The sequence below is a fragment of the Pseudomonas sp. AM8 genome (assembly GCF_036346475.1).
Taxonomy (GTDB): Bacteria; Pseudomonadota; Gammaproteobacteria; order Pseudomonadales; family Pseudomonadaceae; genus Aquipseudomonas; species Aquipseudomonas marginalis.
Genome location: NZ_JAOTNX010000003.1, coordinates 144,511 through 162,777 on the forward strand (window position 1 = coordinate 144,511; position 18,267 = coordinate 162,777).

The 18,267-nt window shown below is 60.6% G+C and carries 18 protein-coding genes; 11 read left to right on the forward strand and 7 right to left on the reverse strand.

The features are described from left to right. Positions 1–20: 20 nt before the first annotated feature. From hrpA to V3W40_RS10120, 4 genes are all read left to right on the forward strand, one after another. Positions 21–3,932: an ATP-dependent RNA helicase HrpA gene (gene hrpA, locus V3W40_RS10105; RefSeq protein WP_330214967.1), complete on the forward strand. Its 3,912-nt coding sequence runs from the start codon at positions 21–23 to the stop codon at positions 3,930–3,932. A 297-nt stretch (positions 3,933–4,229) separates the two neighbouring features. Beyond that, positions 4,230–5,351 (forward strand): beta-ketoacyl-ACP synthase III, encoded by a 1,122-nt coding sequence (locus V3W40_RS10110; protein ID WP_137212098.1) that lies wholly within the window; start codon positions 4,230–4,232, stop codon positions 5,349–5,351. 17 nt (positions 5,352–5,368) lie between these two features. After that, positions 5,369–5,983, forward strand: coding sequence for an RNA polymerase sigma factor (locus tag V3W40_RS10115; RefSeq protein WP_027603751.1), 615 nt, complete (start codon positions 5,369–5,371; stop codon positions 5,981–5,983). After that, entirely contained in the window at positions 5,977–6,222 is a 246-nt protein-coding gene (locus tag V3W40_RS10120; RefSeq protein WP_027603752.1) for an anti-sigma factor family protein, read from the forward strand. The genes V3W40_RS10115 and V3W40_RS10120 overlap by 7 nt, the downstream gene beginning before the upstream one ends. Before the next feature lie 107 nt (positions 6,223–6,329). On the opposite strand, the gene V3W40_RS10125 is transcribed toward V3W40_RS10120, so the two are convergent. Beyond that, positions 6,330–7,673, reverse strand: a complete 1,344-nt coding sequence (locus V3W40_RS10125) for a putative porin (protein WP_027603753.1) — start codon at positions 7,671–7,673, stop codon at positions 6,330–6,332. A gap of 283 nt (positions 7,674–7,956) precedes the next feature. Here V3W40_RS10125 and V3W40_RS10130 point away from each other — a divergent pair, with 283 nt between their 5' ends. The 3 genes from V3W40_RS10130 to V3W40_RS10140 all read left to right on the forward strand — a co-directional run bounded on the left by V3W40_RS10130 (position 7,957) and on the right by V3W40_RS10140 (position 9,663). Further along, the gene (locus V3W40_RS10130; protein WP_065946865.1) at positions 7,957–9,081 is read left to right on the forward strand and encodes a GNAT family N-acetyltransferase; all 1,125 of its coding nucleotides are present in this window, start codon (positions 7,957–7,959) and stop codon (positions 9,079–9,081) included. Positions 9,082–9,158: 77 nt separating this feature from the next. After that, positions 9,159–9,437, forward strand: a complete 279-nt coding sequence (locus V3W40_RS10135; protein ID WP_330214968.1) for a BrnT family toxin — start codon at positions 9,159–9,161, stop codon at positions 9,435–9,437. Then, positions 9,415–9,663, forward strand: a complete 249-nt coding sequence (locus V3W40_RS10140; protein ID WP_065946863.1) for a BrnA antitoxin family protein — start codon at positions 9,415–9,417, stop codon at positions 9,661–9,663. The genes V3W40_RS10135 and V3W40_RS10140 overlap by 23 nt, the downstream gene beginning before the upstream one ends. A 53-nt stretch (positions 9,664–9,716) precedes the next feature. Here the strand turns inward: V3W40_RS10140 and aqpZ are convergent, their stop codons facing one another. From aqpZ to V3W40_RS10165, 5 genes are all read right to left on the reverse strand, one after another. Beyond that, complete coding sequence (gene aqpZ / locus V3W40_RS10145; protein ID WP_065924717.1) at positions 9,717–10,418, reverse strand: aquaporin Z; 702 nt, start codon at positions 10,416–10,418, stop codon at positions 9,717–9,719. A gap of 226 nt (positions 10,419–10,644) precedes the next feature. Further along, positions 10,645–12,477, reverse strand: a complete 1,833-nt coding sequence (locus tag V3W40_RS10150; RefSeq protein ID WP_074847437.1) for an ABC transporter ATP-binding protein — start codon at positions 12,475–12,477, stop codon at positions 10,645–10,647. A gap of 82 nt (positions 12,478–12,559) precedes the next feature. Then, complete coding sequence (locus V3W40_RS10155) at positions 12,560–13,123, reverse strand: peptidylprolyl isomerase (RefSeq protein WP_027603757.1); 564 nt, start codon at positions 13,121–13,123, stop codon at positions 12,560–12,562. A gap of 3 nt (positions 13,124–13,126) precedes the next feature. Further along, the gene (locus V3W40_RS10160) at positions 13,127–13,930 is read right to left on the reverse strand and encodes an alpha/beta fold hydrolase (RefSeq protein ID WP_065924715.1); all 804 of its coding nucleotides are present in this window, start codon (positions 13,928–13,930) and stop codon (positions 13,127–13,129) included. 14 nt (positions 13,931–13,944) lie between these two features. Further along, positions 13,945–14,868: a LysR family transcriptional regulator gene (locus V3W40_RS10165; RefSeq protein ID WP_330214969.1), complete on the reverse strand. Its 924-nt coding sequence runs from the start codon at positions 14,866–14,868 to the stop codon at positions 13,945–13,947. A 49-nt stretch (positions 14,869–14,917) separates the two neighbouring features. Between V3W40_RS10165 and V3W40_RS10170 the strand changes: the two genes are divergently transcribed. The 4 genes from V3W40_RS10170 (at position 14,918) to V3W40_RS10185 (ending at position 17,558) form a co-directional block, all read left to right on the forward strand. Continuing rightward, positions 14,918–15,232: a hypothetical protein gene (locus tag V3W40_RS10170; RefSeq protein ID WP_027603760.1), complete on the forward strand. Its 315-nt coding sequence runs from the start codon at positions 14,918–14,920 to the stop codon at positions 15,230–15,232. A gap of 151 nt (positions 15,233–15,383) precedes the next feature. Continuing rightward, positions 15,384–15,986 carry an FMN-dependent NADH-azoreductase gene (locus tag V3W40_RS10175; RefSeq protein WP_330214970.1) on the forward strand — a complete coding sequence of 201 codons (603 nt, stop codon included), beginning with the start codon at positions 15,384–15,386 and terminating at the stop codon, positions 15,984–15,986. A 211-nt stretch (positions 15,987–16,197) separates the two neighbouring features. Further along, on the forward strand, positions 16,198–17,073 hold the full coding sequence (locus V3W40_RS10180; protein WP_027603762.1) for a carboxylate/amino acid/amine transporter: 876 nt from the start codon (positions 16,198–16,200) through the stop codon (positions 17,071–17,073). A gap of 68 nt (positions 17,074–17,141) precedes the next feature. Next, positions 17,142–17,558: an Lrp/AsnC family transcriptional regulator gene (locus V3W40_RS10185; RefSeq protein WP_027603763.1), complete on the forward strand. Its 417-nt coding sequence runs from the start codon at positions 17,142–17,144 to the stop codon at positions 17,556–17,558. A gap of 28 nt (positions 17,559–17,586) precedes the next feature. Here the strand turns inward: V3W40_RS10185 and V3W40_RS10190 are convergent, their stop codons facing one another. Continuing rightward, positions 17,587–18,264 (reverse strand): phenylalanine--tRNA ligase beta subunit-related protein, encoded by a 678-nt coding sequence (locus tag V3W40_RS10190; RefSeq protein WP_027603764.1) that lies wholly within the window; start codon positions 18,262–18,264, stop codon positions 17,587–17,589. Between the last annotated feature and the right edge of the window lie 3 nt (positions 18,265–18,267).

Sequence of the window (18,267 nt, forward strand, 5' to 3'; positions counted from 1 at the left end):
AGACGACCTTTGCGTACCCGATGACTGACCAAGCGCCCGCTATCGACCAACTGCTGAAAAACCTCGACCACGCCATGCTCGCCGACCGTCACCGCTTGCGGCGGCAACTGCTTGAGCTGCGCAAGAAGCCCGACGAGGAGAAGCTGGCGCAGTGGGTCACGCGCATGCAGGCGTCCTGCGCCCAGGTCACGGCGCGGCGCGCCAGCCTGCCGGTGATTCGTTACGACGACAGTTTGCCGATCGCGGCCAAGCGCGATGAGATCAAGGACGCGCTGCAAAAGCATCAGGTGCTGATCATTGCCGGCGAAACCGGCTCGGGCAAGACCACCCAGTTGCCGAAGATCTGCCTGGAGATCGGCCGCGGCCAATATGGCCTGATCGGCCATACCCAACCACGCCGGATCGCTGCGCGCAGCGTCGCCAGCCGCGTCGCCGAAGAGTTGGCCACGCCGCTGGGCGCGTTGGTCGGCTATCAGGTGCGCTTCGAAGACCAAAGCGACGCCAACACCCTGATCAAGCTGATGACCGACGGTATCCTGCTGGCGGAAACCCAGAACGACCGTTACCTGGAACGCTACGACACGATCATCGTCGACGAAGCCCACGAACGCAGCCTGAACATCGACTTCCTGCTGGGTTACCTGAAAACCCTGCTGCCGCGTCGTCCGGACCTGAAAGTTATCATCACTTCGGCGACCATCGACCTGGAGCGTTTTTCCAAGCACTTCGACGACGCACCGATTGTCGAGGTCTCGGGCCGCACCTTCCCGGTGGACACCTGGTACCGCCCGCTGACCCTGGAACAGGACGAGGAGGGCAACCGTGTCGAAGACGACCTGACCGTCGATCAGGCGATCCTCGCCACCCTCGACGAAATCGCCGCCTATGAGCGCAGCGAACGCCGCAGCCCTGGTGACGTGCTGGTATTTTTGCCCGGCGAGCGCGAGATTCGCGATGCAGCCGAGATGCTGCGCAAGGCCCAGCTCAAGCACACCGAGATCCTGCCGTTGTACGCACGCCTGTCGCCGGCCGAACAGCAGCGCATTTTCCAGTCCCACCCAGGGCGCCGAGTGGTGCTGGCGACCAACGTCGCGGAAACCTCGCTGACGGTGCCGGGCATTCGTTATGTGATCGACAGCGGCACCGCACGCATCAGCCGCTACAGCTATCGCGCCAAGGTGCAGCGCCTGCCGATCGAGGCGATTTCCCAGGCCAGTGCCAACCAGCGTAAAGGCCGTTGCGGCCGGGTGGAGCCGGGGATCTGCATTCGCTTGTACAGCGAAGAGGATTTTATCGGCCGTCCGGAATTTACCGACCCTGAGATTTTGCGCACCAACCTCGCGGCGGTGATCCTGCAGATGCTGCACCTGCGCCTGGGCGAAATCACCGATTTCCCGTTTATCGAACCGCCGGACGGCAAGGCCATCAGCGACGGTTTCAACCTGTTGCAGGAACTCTCGGCGGTCGACCGCAACAGCCAGCTCACGCCATTGGGCCGTCAGTTGGCGCGCCTGCCGGTGGACCCGCGCATGGGCCGCATGCTGCTCGAAGCCGCCAAGCTTGGTAGTTTGCAGGAAGTGTTGATCGTGGCCAGCGCCATGTCGATCCAGGACCCGCGCGAGCGCCCACCGGAGCGCCAGCAGGCCGCCGACCAGGCCCATGCGCAGTGGAAAGATGCGGACTCGGACTTCGCCGGGCTGGTCAATTTGTGGCGTGGTTTTGAAGAGCAGCGCCAGGCACTCACCGCCAGCCCGCTGCGCAACTGGTGCCGCAAGAACTTCCTCAACTACCTGCGCCTGCGCGAGTGGCGCGACTCCCATCGCCAGTTGAGCCTGATCTGCCGCGACATGCAGTTGACCGTCAACAAAGAACCGGCGGACTTCCCCAAGCTGCACAAGGCGGTGCTGTCCGGCCTGCTCAGCCAGATCGGCCAGAAGACCGAAGACGGCGATTACCTCGGCGCCCGTCAGCGACGCTTCTGGATTCACCCGTCCTCGGGTATCGGCAAGAAACGCCCGCAATGGCTGATGACCGCCGAACTGGTGGAAACCACCAAGCTGTATGCGCGCATGGTGGCGAAGATCGATGCCGACTGGATCGAACCGCTGGCCGGGCACCTGATCAAGAAAAACCACTTCGAACCCCACTGGGAGAAGAAGCGCGGCCAGGTGGTGGCGTTCGAGCAGATCACCCTGTTCGGGCTGATCGTGGTCGGGCGTCGGCCGGTGCATTACGGGCCGATTGACCCGGTGGTGTCGCGGGAGTTGTTTATTCGCGAAGGCTTGGTGCGTGGCGAGATCCAGTCCCGCGCCAAATGCCTGACGGCCAACCAGCAACTGCTGGAGCAGCTCGACGAACTGGAAGCCAAGGCACGCCGCCGCGATATCCTGGCCGACGAAGAGACCTTGTACGCCTTCTACGATGCACGGCTGCCGGCGGAGATCCACCAGACCGCCACCTTTGACAGCTGGTACAAGGTCAACAGCCAGAAAGATCCGCAGTTGCTGATCATGCGCGAGGAAGACGTGTTGGCCCGCGAGGCCAGTGAAGTCACTGCCGCCCATTACCCGGACACCCTGCACCTGGGCGATCTGGAACTGGCCCTGAGTTACCACTTCGAGCCCAACCACCCCCGCGACGGCGTGACCCTGCGCGTACCGGCACCGCTGCTGCCGGCCTTGCCGCCGGAGCGCCTGGAGTGGCTGGTGCCGGGGCTGATCGAAGCCAAGTGCATCGCCCTGGTGCGCAACCTGCCCAAGGCCCTGCGCAAGAACTTCGTGCCGGTGCCGGATTTCGTCAAGGCGGCGCTGCAGCGCATCGAGTTTGGCCAGGGTTCGCTGCCCCAGGCATTGGGGCGCGAATTGCTGCGCATGACCGGGGCGCGGGTCAGCGATGAGGCCTGGGCCGAAGCGGCGCAGCAGGTGGAAAACCATCTGAAGATGAACCTGGAAGTGGTCGACGGTCAAGGCAAGTTCCTTGGCGAGGGCCGCGACCTGGCCGAGTTGACCGCGCGTTTTGTCGAAGCCAGCCAGGCCGCGCTGGCCGTGCCGCACACCGCGAAAAGCCAGCAGCCGGTGGAGGCCAAGGTGTTCGCGGCGGTGGCCGAGAAAACCCAGCAGAAGATCGCCGGGCTGTCGATGACGGTCTATCCGGCGCTGGTGGAAGAAAACGGCACCGTGAAAGAGGGCCGTTTTTCCACCGCCGCCGAGGCTGAGTTCCAGCACCGCCGTGCGTTGCAACGCCTGTTGATGCAGCAATTGGCGGAACCGGCCAAATTCATGCGCGGCAAATTGCCCGGCCTCACTGAACTGGGCCTGATGTACCGCGAACTGGGGCGTATCGACGCCCTGGTGGAAGACATCCTGCTGGCCAGCCTCGACACCTGTGTGCTGGAAGGCGAAGCCAGCCTGCCCCGTGACGGTGCCGGTTTGGCGGCGCTGGCTGAACGCAAGCGTGGCAGTTGGACCGAACACGCCGAACGCCTGGCGCGCCTGACCCTGGACGTGCTGAAGCTCTGGCATGGCCTGCAAAAGCGCTTCAAGGGCAAGATCGACCTGGCCCAGGCCGTGGCCCTGAACGACATCAAGCAGCAATTGAGCAACCTGGTGTATCCCGGCTTTGTGCGCGAAACCCCGGCGCAGTGGTTCAAGGAATTGCCGCGTTTTCTCAAGGCCATCGAATTGCGCCTGGAGAAACTGCCTGGCCAGGTGCAAAAGGATCGTGTGTGGAGCAGCGAACTGGGCGGCCTGTGGGCGCAGTACCAGAACCGCTTGAACAAGCACACCCAGGAAGGCAAGCGCGACCCGCAACTGGAGCTGTATCGCTGGTGGTTGGAGGAATACCGGGTGTCGTTGTTTGCACAGCAGTTGGGGACCAAGGTGCCGATTTCCGACAAGCGCTTGAGCAAGCAGTGGAGCCTGGTCGAGGCCTGATCCCTTTCTCGGTTATCCAGACCAGACAGGTCCAAATGTGGGAGGGGGCAATCTCCCACATTGAAACTTGATCGCGCTTTGATCAGGGTGTTTATCCGGCATATGGCGCCAAACCCCAGGGTTTGTGGCAAACTTCGCGGTTATAAATGCCGGGATCGTCGTGATGGGCTGGTGTGTAGCCACGGCGCGATGGAATAAAGCGATGCCAGTTTGATGTCCGCTGGGCGGAATAGAACTACTTACGGTTTGGTACGTCGGTACCAATATCATCTGCCTGACAGATTTAGAGGAACGATCGTGCATAACGTCGTCATCAGCGGCACTGGCCTTTACACCCCTGCCAACAGCATCAGCAACGAAGAACTGGTGCAGTCTTTCAATGCTTACGTGCACCAGTTCAACTCGGACAACGCCGCTGCCATCGAGCGCGGTGAAGTCCAGGCGCTGACGGAGTCGAGCGCTGCGTTCATCGAAAAAGCCTCGGGCATCAAGAGCCGCTTTGTGATGGACAAGGAGGGCATTCTTGACCCGCAGCGCATGGCGCCGCGCCTGCCCGAGCGCAGCAATGACGAGTGGTCCGTGCTTTGCCAGATGGCCATCGGTGCCGCCGAGCAGGCCCTGCAGCGCGCCGGCAAGACCGCCGCCGACATCGATGGTGTGATCGTCGCCTGTTCCAACCTGCAACGTGCCTACCCGGCCATCGCCATCGAAGTCCAGGAAGCCCTTGGCATCGCAGGCTTCGGTTTCGACATGAACGTGGCGTGTTCCTCGGCGACCTTCGGTATCCAGAACGCCGCCAACAGCATCCAGCTGGGCCAGGCCCGGGCGATCCTGATGGTCAACCCGGAAGTCTGCACCGGCCACTTGAACTTCCGCGACCGCGACAGTCACTTTATCTTCGGCGACGCCGCCACGGCCGTCGTCCTCGAGCGCGCCGACCTGGCGACCTCCGCGCATCAGTTCGACGTGGTGAGCACCAAGCTGCTGACCAAGTTCTCCAATAACATCCGCAACAACTTCGGTTTCCTCAACCGCGCGGCGGAAGAGGGCATCGGTGCGCCCGACAAGCTGTTCGTGCAGGAAGGCCGCAAAGTCTTCCGCGACGTGTGCCCGATGGTCGCCGAACTGATCGGCGTGCACCTGGCCGAGAACCAGTTGAACGTGGCCGATGTGAAGCGCTTCTGGCTGCACCAGGCCAACCTGAGCATGAACCACCTGATTGTGAAGAAACTGCTGGGCCGCGAAGCCACGGTGGAAGAAGCACCGGTGATCCTCGATACTTACGCCAACACCAGCTCGGCGGGTTCGGTGATTGCATTCCACACCTACCAGGACGATCTGCCCAAGGGCGCCGTCGCGGTACTCAGTTCGTTTGGCGCAGGCTATTCGATCGGTAGCGTGATCCTGCGCAAGCGTTAAGACAATCGAGGTCTTGAATGGCAGCAGCGGACGACGCGCACCTGCTTGAACGACTGCTCAAGGGCGAGCAACGGGCCTACAAGGAATTGGTCACCACGTACCAAAGCGCAATGCGGGCGGTGGCGTATGCCATCGCCGGCCAGCGGCATGCCGACGAAGTGGTGCAGGACGCCTGGCTGTCGGTGGTGCGCAACCTGGCCAAATTCGAAGGGCGTTCCAGCCTCAAGACCTGGCTGCTGACCATTACCGCCAACGCTGCCAAGGGGCGCTATAAGCAGAATCGCCGGGAAGTGTTGCTCGACGATTTGCCTTCGCCCCACGGCACCATCGGCGATGATCGATTCTCCCCCGATGATGGCCACTGGGCCGTCGCCCCGTATGCCTGGCACCAGGACACCCCGGAAGCCTTGCTGACCGAGGATGAACTGCGCAAGTGCCTGGAGCACACGTTGCTGAGTTTGTCCGAACTGCAAAGCAGCGTGCTGGTGCTGCGTGAACGCCAGGGGTTGGAGCTGGAGGAGATCTGTAATCTTCTGACGCTCTCACTCTCCAATGTCCGCGTGCTGCTGCATCGAGCACGGCTTAAAGTCTTCGCCACGGTGGAGCATTTTGAGGAAACGGGCGAATGTTGACCTGTAAAGAACAAGTGGCACGTTCCAGTGACTATCTCGATGGGCAATTGACCTTTCGCGAACGTCTGCTGGTGCGTCATCACTTGATGTTCTGCCCCAACTGCCGACGGTTTATCCGCCAGATGCGCCTGCTGCAGGCGACGTTGCGGATGCTGCCGCAGGAACCGGTGAAGGATGTGGATGCCTTGGCGCAGCGGCTGGCTGCCGAGCGGCTCAAGGATCAGAAAGGCGGGGAATAAGCAGGCTCGCGTGGGGCGATCGGACGGATGATGGGGACCGATCCACCCACGCAAGTCTGGTACAGCCACCTCGGGCCGTCCTGGCCCGAGGTCTTGAACACTTATCTTTAGAACTTGGCTTCTGCATCCAGCTGGAAGGTGTTGGCTTTGGCGCTACCGTCCACCAGCGTGCGGCTGTAGGTGTCGGTCTTGGTCAGGAAGTAGGTCGCGCCGACGGCGAAGTTCTTGTCGATGTCATAGCCGACTTTGAACTTGTGACCACGGGAACCGGTGAAGCCGCCGCCGAAGTCCGAATCGGTGAAGGCCCCCACCACGGCGTTTTTCTGCACGTCGCGATAGTTGTAGTCCAGGTTGAAACCGAACACCTTGGACTTGGCACCCAGCAACCAGGCCGTGTCCGCATCGTCGATTGCGTCGTTGTTTTTCACGTACTGACCGTAGAACGACAGAGGCACCGCCAGGCCGCCGATATCGACTTGACCGAAGCCTTCATACAGGCGGAACTCGCCGTTGGGGGTGTTGCCGTTGGTGGCCAGCACGTTCGGGGTACTGGTGCCTGAGGCGCGGCTGTCTTCATCGTTCTGGTAGGCGTAGACGCTGCCGCCCAGGGTCATTTTCAGGTTGTCGGTCACCGAGAAGCGGGTCCCCAACTGGCCGGTGGTCAGGCGCAGGTCATGGCGGTACTGCACGCCGTCACCGTCCACATTGTCCTTGAGGTTGTAGTTACCCAGGCTGCCGAACAGCTCGGCGCTGCCGCCCAGTGGGTACTTGTAGGTGAGTGCCAGGCCTTCCGGGTTGATGTCGCTATCCCAGATCACATCGCCCATGTTGACCCAGGGCTGCAGCATTTTGCCGCCAATGATGTGCAGGTTTTTGATCTGGTCAGGGTGGTAGTCGATATAGCCGAGGTCCAGCCAGATCGATTTTTTATCGAAGTAGCCGTCCAGGTCCTGGTTGGTGGAGCGCGCATCGCTGCCGCCGCCGGTGGCGATACGAATACCGGTGTCCACCTGCGGGTTGATTTCGGTGTAGGCGCCGAGGCGTGCGCGGATCCGTTCGCGGTCCTTGTCACGGCCGGTGACGCCGGCGCGGGTAACGCCATTTTCGCCTTCGACCTTGATGGTCTCGTGGCGCATGCGCACATCACCCTTGAACTGAGTCTTGGCGGCCCAGGCCAGTTTCTGGTCGAAGCTGCTCAGCTCGTTGGTTTTCTTCGCGGTGGCCGCGATCTGTTCGTTGGTCTCTTGTTGAGCTTGCCGTGCGATCTGCTGTTCTTTCTGGTCTTTGGCCAACTCGTTTTGCAGTTCGGTGTACTGCGAAGCGGTGATTTGGCCGTTGGCCTTGAGCATGTCGAGCAATTTAGCGTCGACTGCAGCGCTGGCCGGAACGCTCAGGGCCAGTAACAGGCCCCCGCACAGGGCCGCTGCAGTTTTAGTGGAAGCAAGACGCATATCAATCTCCGAAAGTGAGGAGGGATGGCAAACCATCCAGGACACAACCGACCGATGACGGACGGAAAAGTAACCACCTGATAGAACCAGGCGCTCTAAAAACAGGCGTCAGTATCACGATCGTTTATGACGGAGCAGTGGCGAAGTGATGTCATGTAGATGACAAATTATTTAAGAATGGAACTATTGATTTAGAGCCTTGTCGGGCGATTCGGGGGTGTGCCCGGACCTGCGATAAGCGATACTCGCGAGGTTTTCATGCCATGACGTAGTGAGGATGCCAATGCCGCTGCAACGCCTGGACAGCCTGTCCGAAATCGCCCCGCAGGCCTGGGACGCACTGGTGCCGGACGCCCAGCCTTTTGTGCGGCACGCCTTCCTCAGCGCGCTGGAAGACAGTGCCAGCCTGGGCCCTCAAGCGGGCTGGCAACCGGAGCATTTGTTACATTGGGAAGGCGACCGACTGGTGGCGGCATTGCCCAGTTATCGCAAATGGCATTCCTACGGCGAGTACGTGTTCGACCATGGTTGGGCCGATGCCTGCGAGCGTGCGGGCATTGATTACTACCCCAAGCTGCTGACGGCCGTACCATTCAGCCCGGTCAGCGGCCCCCGCTTGTTGGCGGCCAGCGTCGACGATGGTTTCGAACTGCTGAAGAGCCTGCCGGGCTACCTGGAAATCGAAGGGCTCTCCAGTGCCCATATCAACTTCACCGACGGCTTGGCCGATGAGGCGTTAGCCCAACAACCGGGTTGGTTGCAGCGCCTGGGTTGTCAGTTTCACTGGCAGAATCGCGGCTACCGTGACTTCCAGGATTTCCTCGACGCCCTCAGTTCCCGCAAACGCAAACAGATGCGCAAGGAGCGCGAACAAGTGGCGGGGCAGGGCATCGACTTCGAATGGTTGCAAGGCCACGAGCTGAACGAGGCGCAGTGGGATTTTGTCTACGCCTGCTACGCCAATACCTACGCAGTACGCCGCCAGGCACCGTACTTGACCCGCGCGTTTTTCAGCCTGCTGGCCGAGCGCATGCCCGAGGCGATCCGTGTGGTGCTGGCCAGGCAAGGCACGCGACCGGTGGCCATGGCCTTCAGCCTGATCGGTGGCGACAGCTTCTACGGCCGCTACTGGGGTTGCCTGGCGGAGTTTGACCGGCTGCATTTTGAAACCTGCTTCTACCAGGGCATGGACTACGCCATCGCTCATGGCCTGCAACGCTTCGACGCCGGCGCCCAGGGCGAGCACAAATTGATTCGCGGGTTCGAGCCGGTGATCACCCGGTCGTGGCACTACCTGCGCCACCCCGGGTTGAAGAATGCCGTGGAGGATTTCCTCGAGCGCGAGCGGGTGGGGATTGTGGCGTATGCCGAAGAGGCGAGGGCGGCGCTGCCTTACCGGCAGGGCTGAACCATTGGTCTGGCAATGCTGGCAGGACGTAATGGAGTCGATATCCTGTATGTACAAAAGTACATACAGGATGTGCCATGCATTTTGAGTGGAATGAGTCCAAGAACAAAGTCAATATTTCCAAGCACGGCATCGATTTCAACGACGTTCCGGATATCTTTCGGCATCCAATGCTGGCCTTGCGCGATGATCGAGCGGATTATGGCGAAGAGCGTTGGATCAGTATTGGCTGGATCAAATTGTTAATGGGTGTAGTCGTATACACCGAGCGGCATGGTGATGTGATCCGTATCATTTCCGCCCGAAAAGCAACCAAGAAGGAGGCCAAATATTATGACGCAAACATCGAAAACTGATTGGGAGCGCCTGGCCAAGATGAATGATGAAGAAGTTGATACCAGCGATATTCCTGAGTTGGACGCGGAATTTTTCCGACGTGCAGAATTACGCGTTCCAATAAAGCAAGCCGTTACTATTCGACTGGACGCCGACGTTTTGGAGTGGTTTAAAGGTCAGGGTACGGGCTACCAGACGCGCATCAATCAATTGTTGCGCCAATATATGCAGGCTCATCAGGGTTGAGTATCTGCCCATTGAAATCAGCCCTGCTCTACCGGCAGGGCTGACCCTTTGTCTCAGACCGGCTCCTCCTTGCCCAGCCATCGATAGACCACACCGCCCACCACCGCACCGAGGATCGGCGCGAGCCAGAACATCCACAACTGCTGGATCGCCCACCCGCCCACGATCAATGCCGGGCCGGTACTGCGGGCCGGGTTGACCGAGGTGTTGGTCACGGGGATGGAGATCAGGTGGATCAAGGTGAGGGCCAGGCCAATGGCGATGGGCGCGAGGCCCTTCGGGGCACGGTGGTCGGTGGCGCCGAGGATGATCAGCACGAACATGGCTGTCATCACCAGCTCGCAGACAAACCCCGCTGCCATTGAATAGCCGCCCGGCGAATGCTCGCCATAGCCGTTGGAGGCCAGCCCACCGGCCAGTTCAAAGCCCGGCCTGCCGCTGGCGATGAAGTACAACAATGCGGCGGCGACCACCCCGCCGACGACTTGGGCCACGATGTACGCCGGTAACTCCCTGGCCGGAAACCTCCCGCCCACTACCAGCCCCACCGATACCGCCGGGTTGAGGTGACAACCGCTGATATGCCCGATGGCCACCGCCATGGTCAGCACCGTGAGCCCGAACGCCAGGGCCACGCCCAGCAATCCGATCCCGACTGCGGGAAACGCGGCGGCCAACACCGCACTCCCGCAACCACCCAACACCAGCCAAAACGTTCCCAACCCCTCTGTGACTGAACGCTTGAACAAAGACATGCAGCACGTCCTTGATAGATCGCTCTACCCAATCAGTAAATCAGTGATGCTCCCTGCAGATTTACTTCAGCGCCCGTCTGGGCACTGCACTGAGTACAGCACGGTTTTTACACAAATCCAGGCCACCAAATGTGGGAGGGGGCTTGCTGCCGATAGCGGAGTGTCAGTCGCAAAATGTGGTGACTGGCCCACCGATATCGGGAGCAAGCCCCCTCCCACATTTGCTTCAGTCGATGCCGACAAACCCTCCGGTCTGGTGCTGCCACAAGCGTGCATACAAACCGCCATGGGCCAGCAGTTCGGCATGGCTGCCCGTCTCGGCAATCTGGCCTTTCTCCAGCACCACCAGGCGGTCCATCCGCGCGATGGTCGACAACCGGTGCGCAATCGCAATCACCGTCTTGCCTTGCATCAGGGTCTCCAGGCTTTCCTGGATCGCCGCCTCCACTTCCGAGTCCAGCGCCGAGGTGGCTTCGTCCATGATCAGGATCGGCGCATCCTTGAGCAGTACACGGGCGATAGCGATACGTTGACGCTGCCCACCGGAGAGTTTCACCCCGCGTTCGCCGACGTGGGCATCCAGCCCGGTACGGCCTTCCGAGTCCGACAGCAGCGGGATGAACTCGTCGGCACGCGCCTTGTGCACGGCGGCCCAGAGTTGTTCGTCGGTGGCGTCCGGCTTGCCGTACAGCAGGTTGTCGCGGATCGAGCGGTGCAGCAGCGAGGTGTCCTGGGTGATCATGCCGATCTGTTCGCGCAGGGTTTCCTGGGCCACTTCGGCGATGTTCTGGCCGTCGATCAGGATCCGCCCGCCTTGCAGGTCGTAGAGGCGCAGCAGCAGGTTGACCAGGGTCGACTTGCCCGCGCCGGACGGGCCGATCAGGCCGATCTTTTCACCGGCCTGGATGTTCAGGTTCAAGCCGCCAATGATCCCGCTCTGCTTGCCGTAGTGGAAATCCACCTGCTCGAAGCGTACTTCGCCATGGGGCACTGTCAGGCGCGGGGCGTTGTCGCGGTCGACCACGGCCAGGGGTTGGGCAATGGTCTTGAGGCCGTCCTGCACGATGCCGATATTTTCGAAAATGCCGTTGACCACCCACATGATCCAGCCGGACATGTTGACGATGCGAATCACCAGGCCAGTGGCCAGGGCGATGGCGCCCACGGAAATCAGCGACTGGGTCCACAACCACAGGGCCAGGCCGGTGGTGGTGACGATCAGCAGGCCGTTGAGGACGGTGATGACCGCATCCATGCTGGTGAGCACGCGTGCCGCCAGCTGGGTTTTTTCGGTTTGCTCAATGATCGCTTCCTTGGCGTATTCCTGCTCATTCTGGGTATGGGCGAACAGCTTCAAGGTGGTGATGTTGGTGTAGCCGTCGACGATGCGCCCCATGAGTTTGGAACGGGCTTCGGAAGAAATCACCGAACGCTCTTTCACCCGCGGTACGAAGTAACGCAATGCCAGGCAGTAACAAATGATCCAGGTGATCAACGGAATCATCAGTCGCCAGTCGGCCTCGGCAAACAGCACCAGGGAGGTGATGGCGTAGATCGACACGTGCCAGATGGCTTCCGCTGTTGCCACCGCAGAGTCACGCAAGGAGTTGCCGGTTTGCATGATGCGCTGGGCAATGCGCCCGGCGAAATCGTTCTGGAAGAAATTCAGGCTCTGCTTGAGCACATAGCTGTGGTTCTGCCAGCGGATCAGGCTGGTCATGCCGGGGTTGATGGTCTGGTGCACCAGCAAGTCGTGCAGGCCATTGAAAATCGGGCGCAGCAGCAGGGCGACCACGGCCATCCAGATCAGCTCGGTGCTGTGGATCTGGAAGAAGTCGGCGGGCGGTGTGCCCTGGGCCAGGTCGATGATACGGCTCAGGTAGCTGAACAGCGCGACTTCGATCAGCGCACCGACCAGGCCCACCACCAGCAGTGCGGCAAAACAGGGCCACACCTGGCGCAGGTAGTAGAGGTAGAAGGGCAGGACTTTGTCGGGAGGGGCGGCGCTGGGAGCGTCGCGGAAAATATCGATCAGTTGTTCAAAACGACGATAGAGCATTAGGGTTGACGCCCGCCTGGCGGGCTCTCCTTTCAAATGCGCGCGCGGCCTTGTGGGCCGTGCGCGGAGTTTCCTGCAGACTTCAGTCGATGCGCTTGGCCGACTTGATCAGGACAGGATCGATTGGCACGTTCTGCATGCCTTGCTTGGTGGTGGTCTGGGAGTTGACGATGATGTCGACCACATCCATGCCCTTGACCACTTTGGCGAACACCGCATAACCGGCATCGCGACCCGGGTCGAGGAAGGCGTTGTCAGCCACGTTGATGAAGAACTGGCTGGTGGCCGAATCCGGGTTCGAGGTGCGGGCCATCGACAGCGTGCCACGCACGTTATGCAGGCCATTGCTGGCTTCGTTCTTGATCGGCGCTTCGGTCGGCTTTTGCGACATCTGCTGGGTGAACCCGCCACCCTGGACCATGAAGCCCGGGATCACGCGGTGGAAGATCGTGTTGGTGTAGAAGCCTTTGTCGACATAGGCGAGGAAATTCTTGGTACTGATCGGCGCCTTGACCGGGTCCAGTTCGATTTCAATGTCGCCGTTGGTGGTGGAGATCAATACGTGTGGCGCCTTGGAAGGCTCGGCGGCCATCAGGTTGGCAGCGAACAGAACGGAACCGGCAAAAAAGGCGATTTTTTTCAGCATGGGTCAGTGATCCTGGGTAGTGGTTTCGACTGTCTCTAGAAAATCGAGCAGGGTGGTATTAAAGACTTCGGGTTGGTCCAAGGGCGTGGCATGGCGGGAATCCTCGATCACCACCAGTCGCGCATCGGGCAGCAGTTTTACATAGTTTTCTTTCTGGGCCACGGGGGTGTAGTCGTGGTCGGCGCTGATGACCAGGGTTGGACAGGTAATCCTCGAAAGTCGTTCCTGTACGCCCCAGCCCACAATCGCATCGAAGCTGGCGAGATAAGCACGTTTGTCGTTTTTTGCCCAGCGTTCGGCCATCTTGCGGCGCAGGTCGGCCTGTGCCGGTTTTGGGAACAGCCGGTCGCCGAGTGCCTTGCCGATGGTGGCGAGGCTGAGCACACGGGCGAGCGTCCAGCGCCTGGCCCACCACCAGTACTCCTGGGCACTGCGTACCTTGACCTGGGGCGCGCTGTTGACGATGCACAGGCTCTTGACCCGGCCGGGTTCGTCCACCGCCAGCTGGAACGCGATCATGCCGCCCATGGACAAACCCACCACATGGGCGGGCGGCAGGTCCAGGTGCTCGATCAGGGCGACCAGGTCGTAGGTGAACCCTTCGATGCTATAGCGCTCCCGAGGCTTGTCGGAGCGCCCATGACCGCGCACATCCACCACGATCAGGCGGTAGTGGCGGGCCAGCGCTGGCACCTGCAGTTCCCAATCCTGGCTGCTGGAGCCCAGGCCGTGGATCAGGATCAGCGGCGTGCCGTGGCCGTACTCCTCATAGTGCAGGCTGCAGCCTTCATGGTCGAACCAGGCCATGCATGAACTCCGTTTCAGGCTTGCTGGGGGGCGGCGAAAGGCGCGTCCAGGGGGGCGGTGTCAAAGGTGCGCAACAGCTCCACGAGGATCTGCGTCGCCGGCCCCAAGGGTTTGTCCTTGTTTGAATACAGGTAGAACGTGGGGTGGCGGCTGCCGCCCTGTTCCAAGGGTAGCTGCTTGAGCACGCCTTCGGCGAGTTCACGCTCGATCATGTGCCGTGGCAGCCAGGCAAAGCCCAGGCCGCTGCCGACAAAGGCGGCGGCGGTGGCCAGGCTGCCGACGGTCCAGCGTTGTTCGGCGCCGAGCCAGCCTACATCCCGGGGTTGCTGGCGGCCGGAGTCGCGGATCACCACCTGCATCTGGCTTTCCAGGTCCTGGAAGTTCAACTCGCGGTTCATGCGGTGCAAGGCGTGCTCGGGGTGGGCCACGGCGACGAATTCCACGTCGCTCATTTCGGCGCCCAGGTAGCCGGGGATGCTGAAGCCGCAAATCGCCAGGTCGGCCACGCCTTCCATCAACAGCTCTTCGACGCCGGACAGCACCTCTTCACGCAAACGCACCCGGCAACCACGGCTCTGCGGCATGAACGCGGTGAGTGCACGTACCAGGCGCGCGTTGGGGTAGGCCGCATCGACGACCAGCCGCACTTCGGCTTCCCAGCCCTGTTCCATATGGTGGGCGAGGTCTTCCAGCTGGCTGGCGTTTTTCACCAGTTGCCGGGAGCGGCGCAGCAGCACTTCACCGGCGTCGGTGAGTACCGCCTTGCGCCCGTCGATGCGCAGCAGCGGCACGCCGAGTTGGTCTTGCATACGGGCCACGGTGTAGCTCACCGAGGACTGCGAACGGTGCAGCGCTTCCGCTGCCTGGGCGAAGCCGCCGTGGTCGACGACGGCTTGCAGCGTGCGCCATTGATCGAGGGTAACGCGGGGCGCTTTCAAGATGTGTTCCTCTTGTCCTAAGCTGGCGGTCCCTATTGGAGACTGCCGAATGAGAAAATTCTGTTGTGTGTTGCTGACGCTGCTGCCGATGAGCGCGTTTGCCTACCCCATCGACGTGACGAAAAAGATCGACGGCGTGAGCATCGATTACACCGCCTCCGACGTGGACGGCGATATCAGCTCGATCCAGCTGAATAACTACGGCACCCAGGACGCCGTGTGTTCGGTAACGTTCACCAACGGCCCGGAATCGCCGCGTCGTCGCACGGTTACGGTGCCGGCGGGGAAAAGCACCAACACCACGGTCAAGTTCAACCGCGCCATTATCAAGATGCGTATCGCGTTGGCCTGCGCGCCGAAATAACACAGCAGCGGAGCATGCCCATCGGGATACTCCGCTTATAAACAAATTTATAGATGGGTTATAGCAGTTTTTTGCGCTTTTTTATCGAATTGGCTCTGTCTAATCTCCACTCCATCGACTTACAGCAATTACAGATGGAGCCTACGAAGCCATGTCCAATATTCTGATCATCGAAAGCAGCGCCCGCCAGCAGGATTCGATCTCCCGCCAACTGACCCAGCAGTTCATCAGCCAATGGCAGGCCGCCCACCCGATGGACCGGATCACGGTACGTGACGTGGCGCTCAACCCGGTTCCGCACCTGGACGCCAACCTGCTCGGCGGCTGGATGAAACCGGCGGATCAGCGCAACGGTAACGAACAGGCTTCCCTCGACCGCTCCAACGAGTTGACCGACGAACTGCTGGCCGCCGACGTGCTGGTGATGGCCGCACCGATGTACAACTTCGCCATCCCCAGCACCCTCAAGGCCTGGCTGGATCACGTGTTGCGGGCGGGTGTGACCTTCAAGTACACCCCCACCGGGCCGCAAGGTTTGTTGACCGGCAAGCGTGCCATTGTGTTGACCGCGCGGGGTGGCATCCACACCGGCGCCAGTTCCGATCACCAGGAACCGTACCTGCGCCAGGTCATGGCCTTTATCGGCATCCACGATGTCACTTTCATTCACGCCGAAGGGGTGAACCTGAGCGGGGACTTCCAGGAAAAGGGCATCAACCACGCCAAGGCCCAGCTGGTACAGCTCGTGGCATGAGGTGGTTGATCCTTTAATCGTCAGATAATCGCGCGGTGTTTATATCGCTCCACGCCAACCCTTCAAGTACGCGTACGAACCTCCCTTTGCACTTGTTGCTCCTGAGTGCTCCTGCCCGACTGCCGCTTTAGCGAGGTCGGGTTTTTTTTGCCCCGAGTTTCTTCAATCGCCGAAAACCTTTAATGTCCCGCCCATTCGATGCGAGGCGCACATGGGCTATCTACTGGTTGTCACCCTGATTCAGGCATTTTCCTTCAGCTTGATCGGCGAATACCTCGCCGGTCATGTCGACAGCTACTTCGCGGTGCTGGTGCGTGTCGTGCTGGCCGGGCTGGTATTTATCCCGCTGACCCGCTGGCGCTCGGTCGAACCTGCCTTTATGCGCGGCCTGCTGGTGATCGGCGCGCTGCAGTTTGGCGTGACCTATGTGTGCCTGTACCTGAGCTTTCGTGTGCTCACGGTGCCGGAGGTGCTGCTGTTCACCATTCTCACGCCGTTACACGTGACCTTGATCGAGGATGCACTCAACCGGCGCTTCAACCCGTGGGCACTGGTTGCTGCCCTGGTGGCAGTGGCGGGGGCGGCGGTGATTCGCTTCGACCAGATCACCCCGCACTTCCTGATGGGCTTCCTGCTGCTGCAACTGGCTAACTTCACCTACGCCGCCGGGCAAGTGATGTACAAGCACCTGGTGGCACGCTACCCGAGTGACCTGCCGCACTACCGGCGTTTCGGTTATTTCTACCTCGGTGCGTTGCTGGTGGTGTTGCCGGCGTTCCTGTTGTTCGGCAAGGCCGATTTCCTGCCGCAAGCGCCGCTGCAATGGGGTGTCTTGCTGTTCCTCGGGCTGGTCAGCACTGCCCTTGGCATTTATTGGTGGAACAAAGGCGCCTGCCTGGTGCATGGCGGAACCCTGGCGGTGATGAACAACCTGCATGTGCCGGTAGGATTGTTGCTGAACCTGCTGATCTGGAACCAGCACGAGCCGCTGGGTCGCCTGGCCTTGGGTGGCCTGGTGATCCTGGGGGCGGTGTGGATAAGTCGATTGGGCGTAAAGCCCGCGCCTGGCGTACAGTCTGCGACGTGATCGGTCGAAGGCGAGCGTGAGCGGCAATGAAAGTCTGCTATCGAAAAGAACGGTGTGGGGGCGGCAGAGTGGACAAGATTGATGAACTGATCATTGCAGCCTTGAAGGATGACTCCCGAGTCAGCCTGGCGCAATTGGCGCGGCAAGTTCACAAGTCTCGAACCGCAGTGGAGTCGCGCGTTCAAAAGCTGATTGAAAAAGGCATCATCCTGGGCTTCACCATCAACGTCGCCGAGGGCGATGAGACCCTGCAAGCGGCGTTCTTGATGCTTACGCTCAATGGCAGCAACTGCCATCTGGTGTTTCCGAAGATCCAGCAGTTCAGCCAGGTGGTGCATGCCTATTCCCTGTTTGGCGACGTGGACATGATGCTCGACGTTCGGTACAGGAGCTTTGAAGAGCTGATGGTCTTCAAGGACAGCCTGCTGAAGATCGAGCATGTGAAGGAAGTGGTGGTCAACCCGGTGCTGAAGGCCTGGCGCTAGGCGCCGGCCAGCCCTTCATGTGCTGGCTTCAGGCGTGATCGCGCACGGTTTCAAGAAAATGATGGCTCAGGTTCGGCATTTTCTGACGCAGGGTGTCCACGAGTTCTTCGATGACCGCCTGGTTGAATTGGAACGATGTGTCGTCATGCCCCAGGATCACCACCAACAACCTCGACGAGTCTTTTGTCAGCCGGAAGTCATGGGCATCGGCATCCACCTTGCCGATGCTCGCCAACGGCACATCACCGCAGGTATAGACGATATCGCCGACGGGAATCGTGATGGCCTTCTTGGCGAACAGGGGGCGTAGCACCCTCGGCTTTTCCGACCGCATCACGTAGATGTCATCCTTCTGATGATAGGTGTGCACGCCGATGCTGACCCCATGTCGGATCGCGACCGCGTTATAGGCGTCGACGATGTTGTTGATGGGGTACACGCCTTTGGCGATGAAGCGGCGCAGCAGCTTTTCGTTGGCACTCACGGTATTTTCGTAGCCGAGTTTCTTGAGCTGTTTGGCAAACCCCTCGTACACGACGTTCGAGTCCAGCTCGTTAAGGCGCGAGGCCACGTGGTTCAGGTTACTTTGCAGTACCCCGACGAAGCTCTGGTCATCCGACACGGTGATGTCTTCGATCACGGCGGCGCACGCATTATTGATGCCCAGCTCACAGGCTGACTTTCTGATGATCAAACGACTTTTCATAAC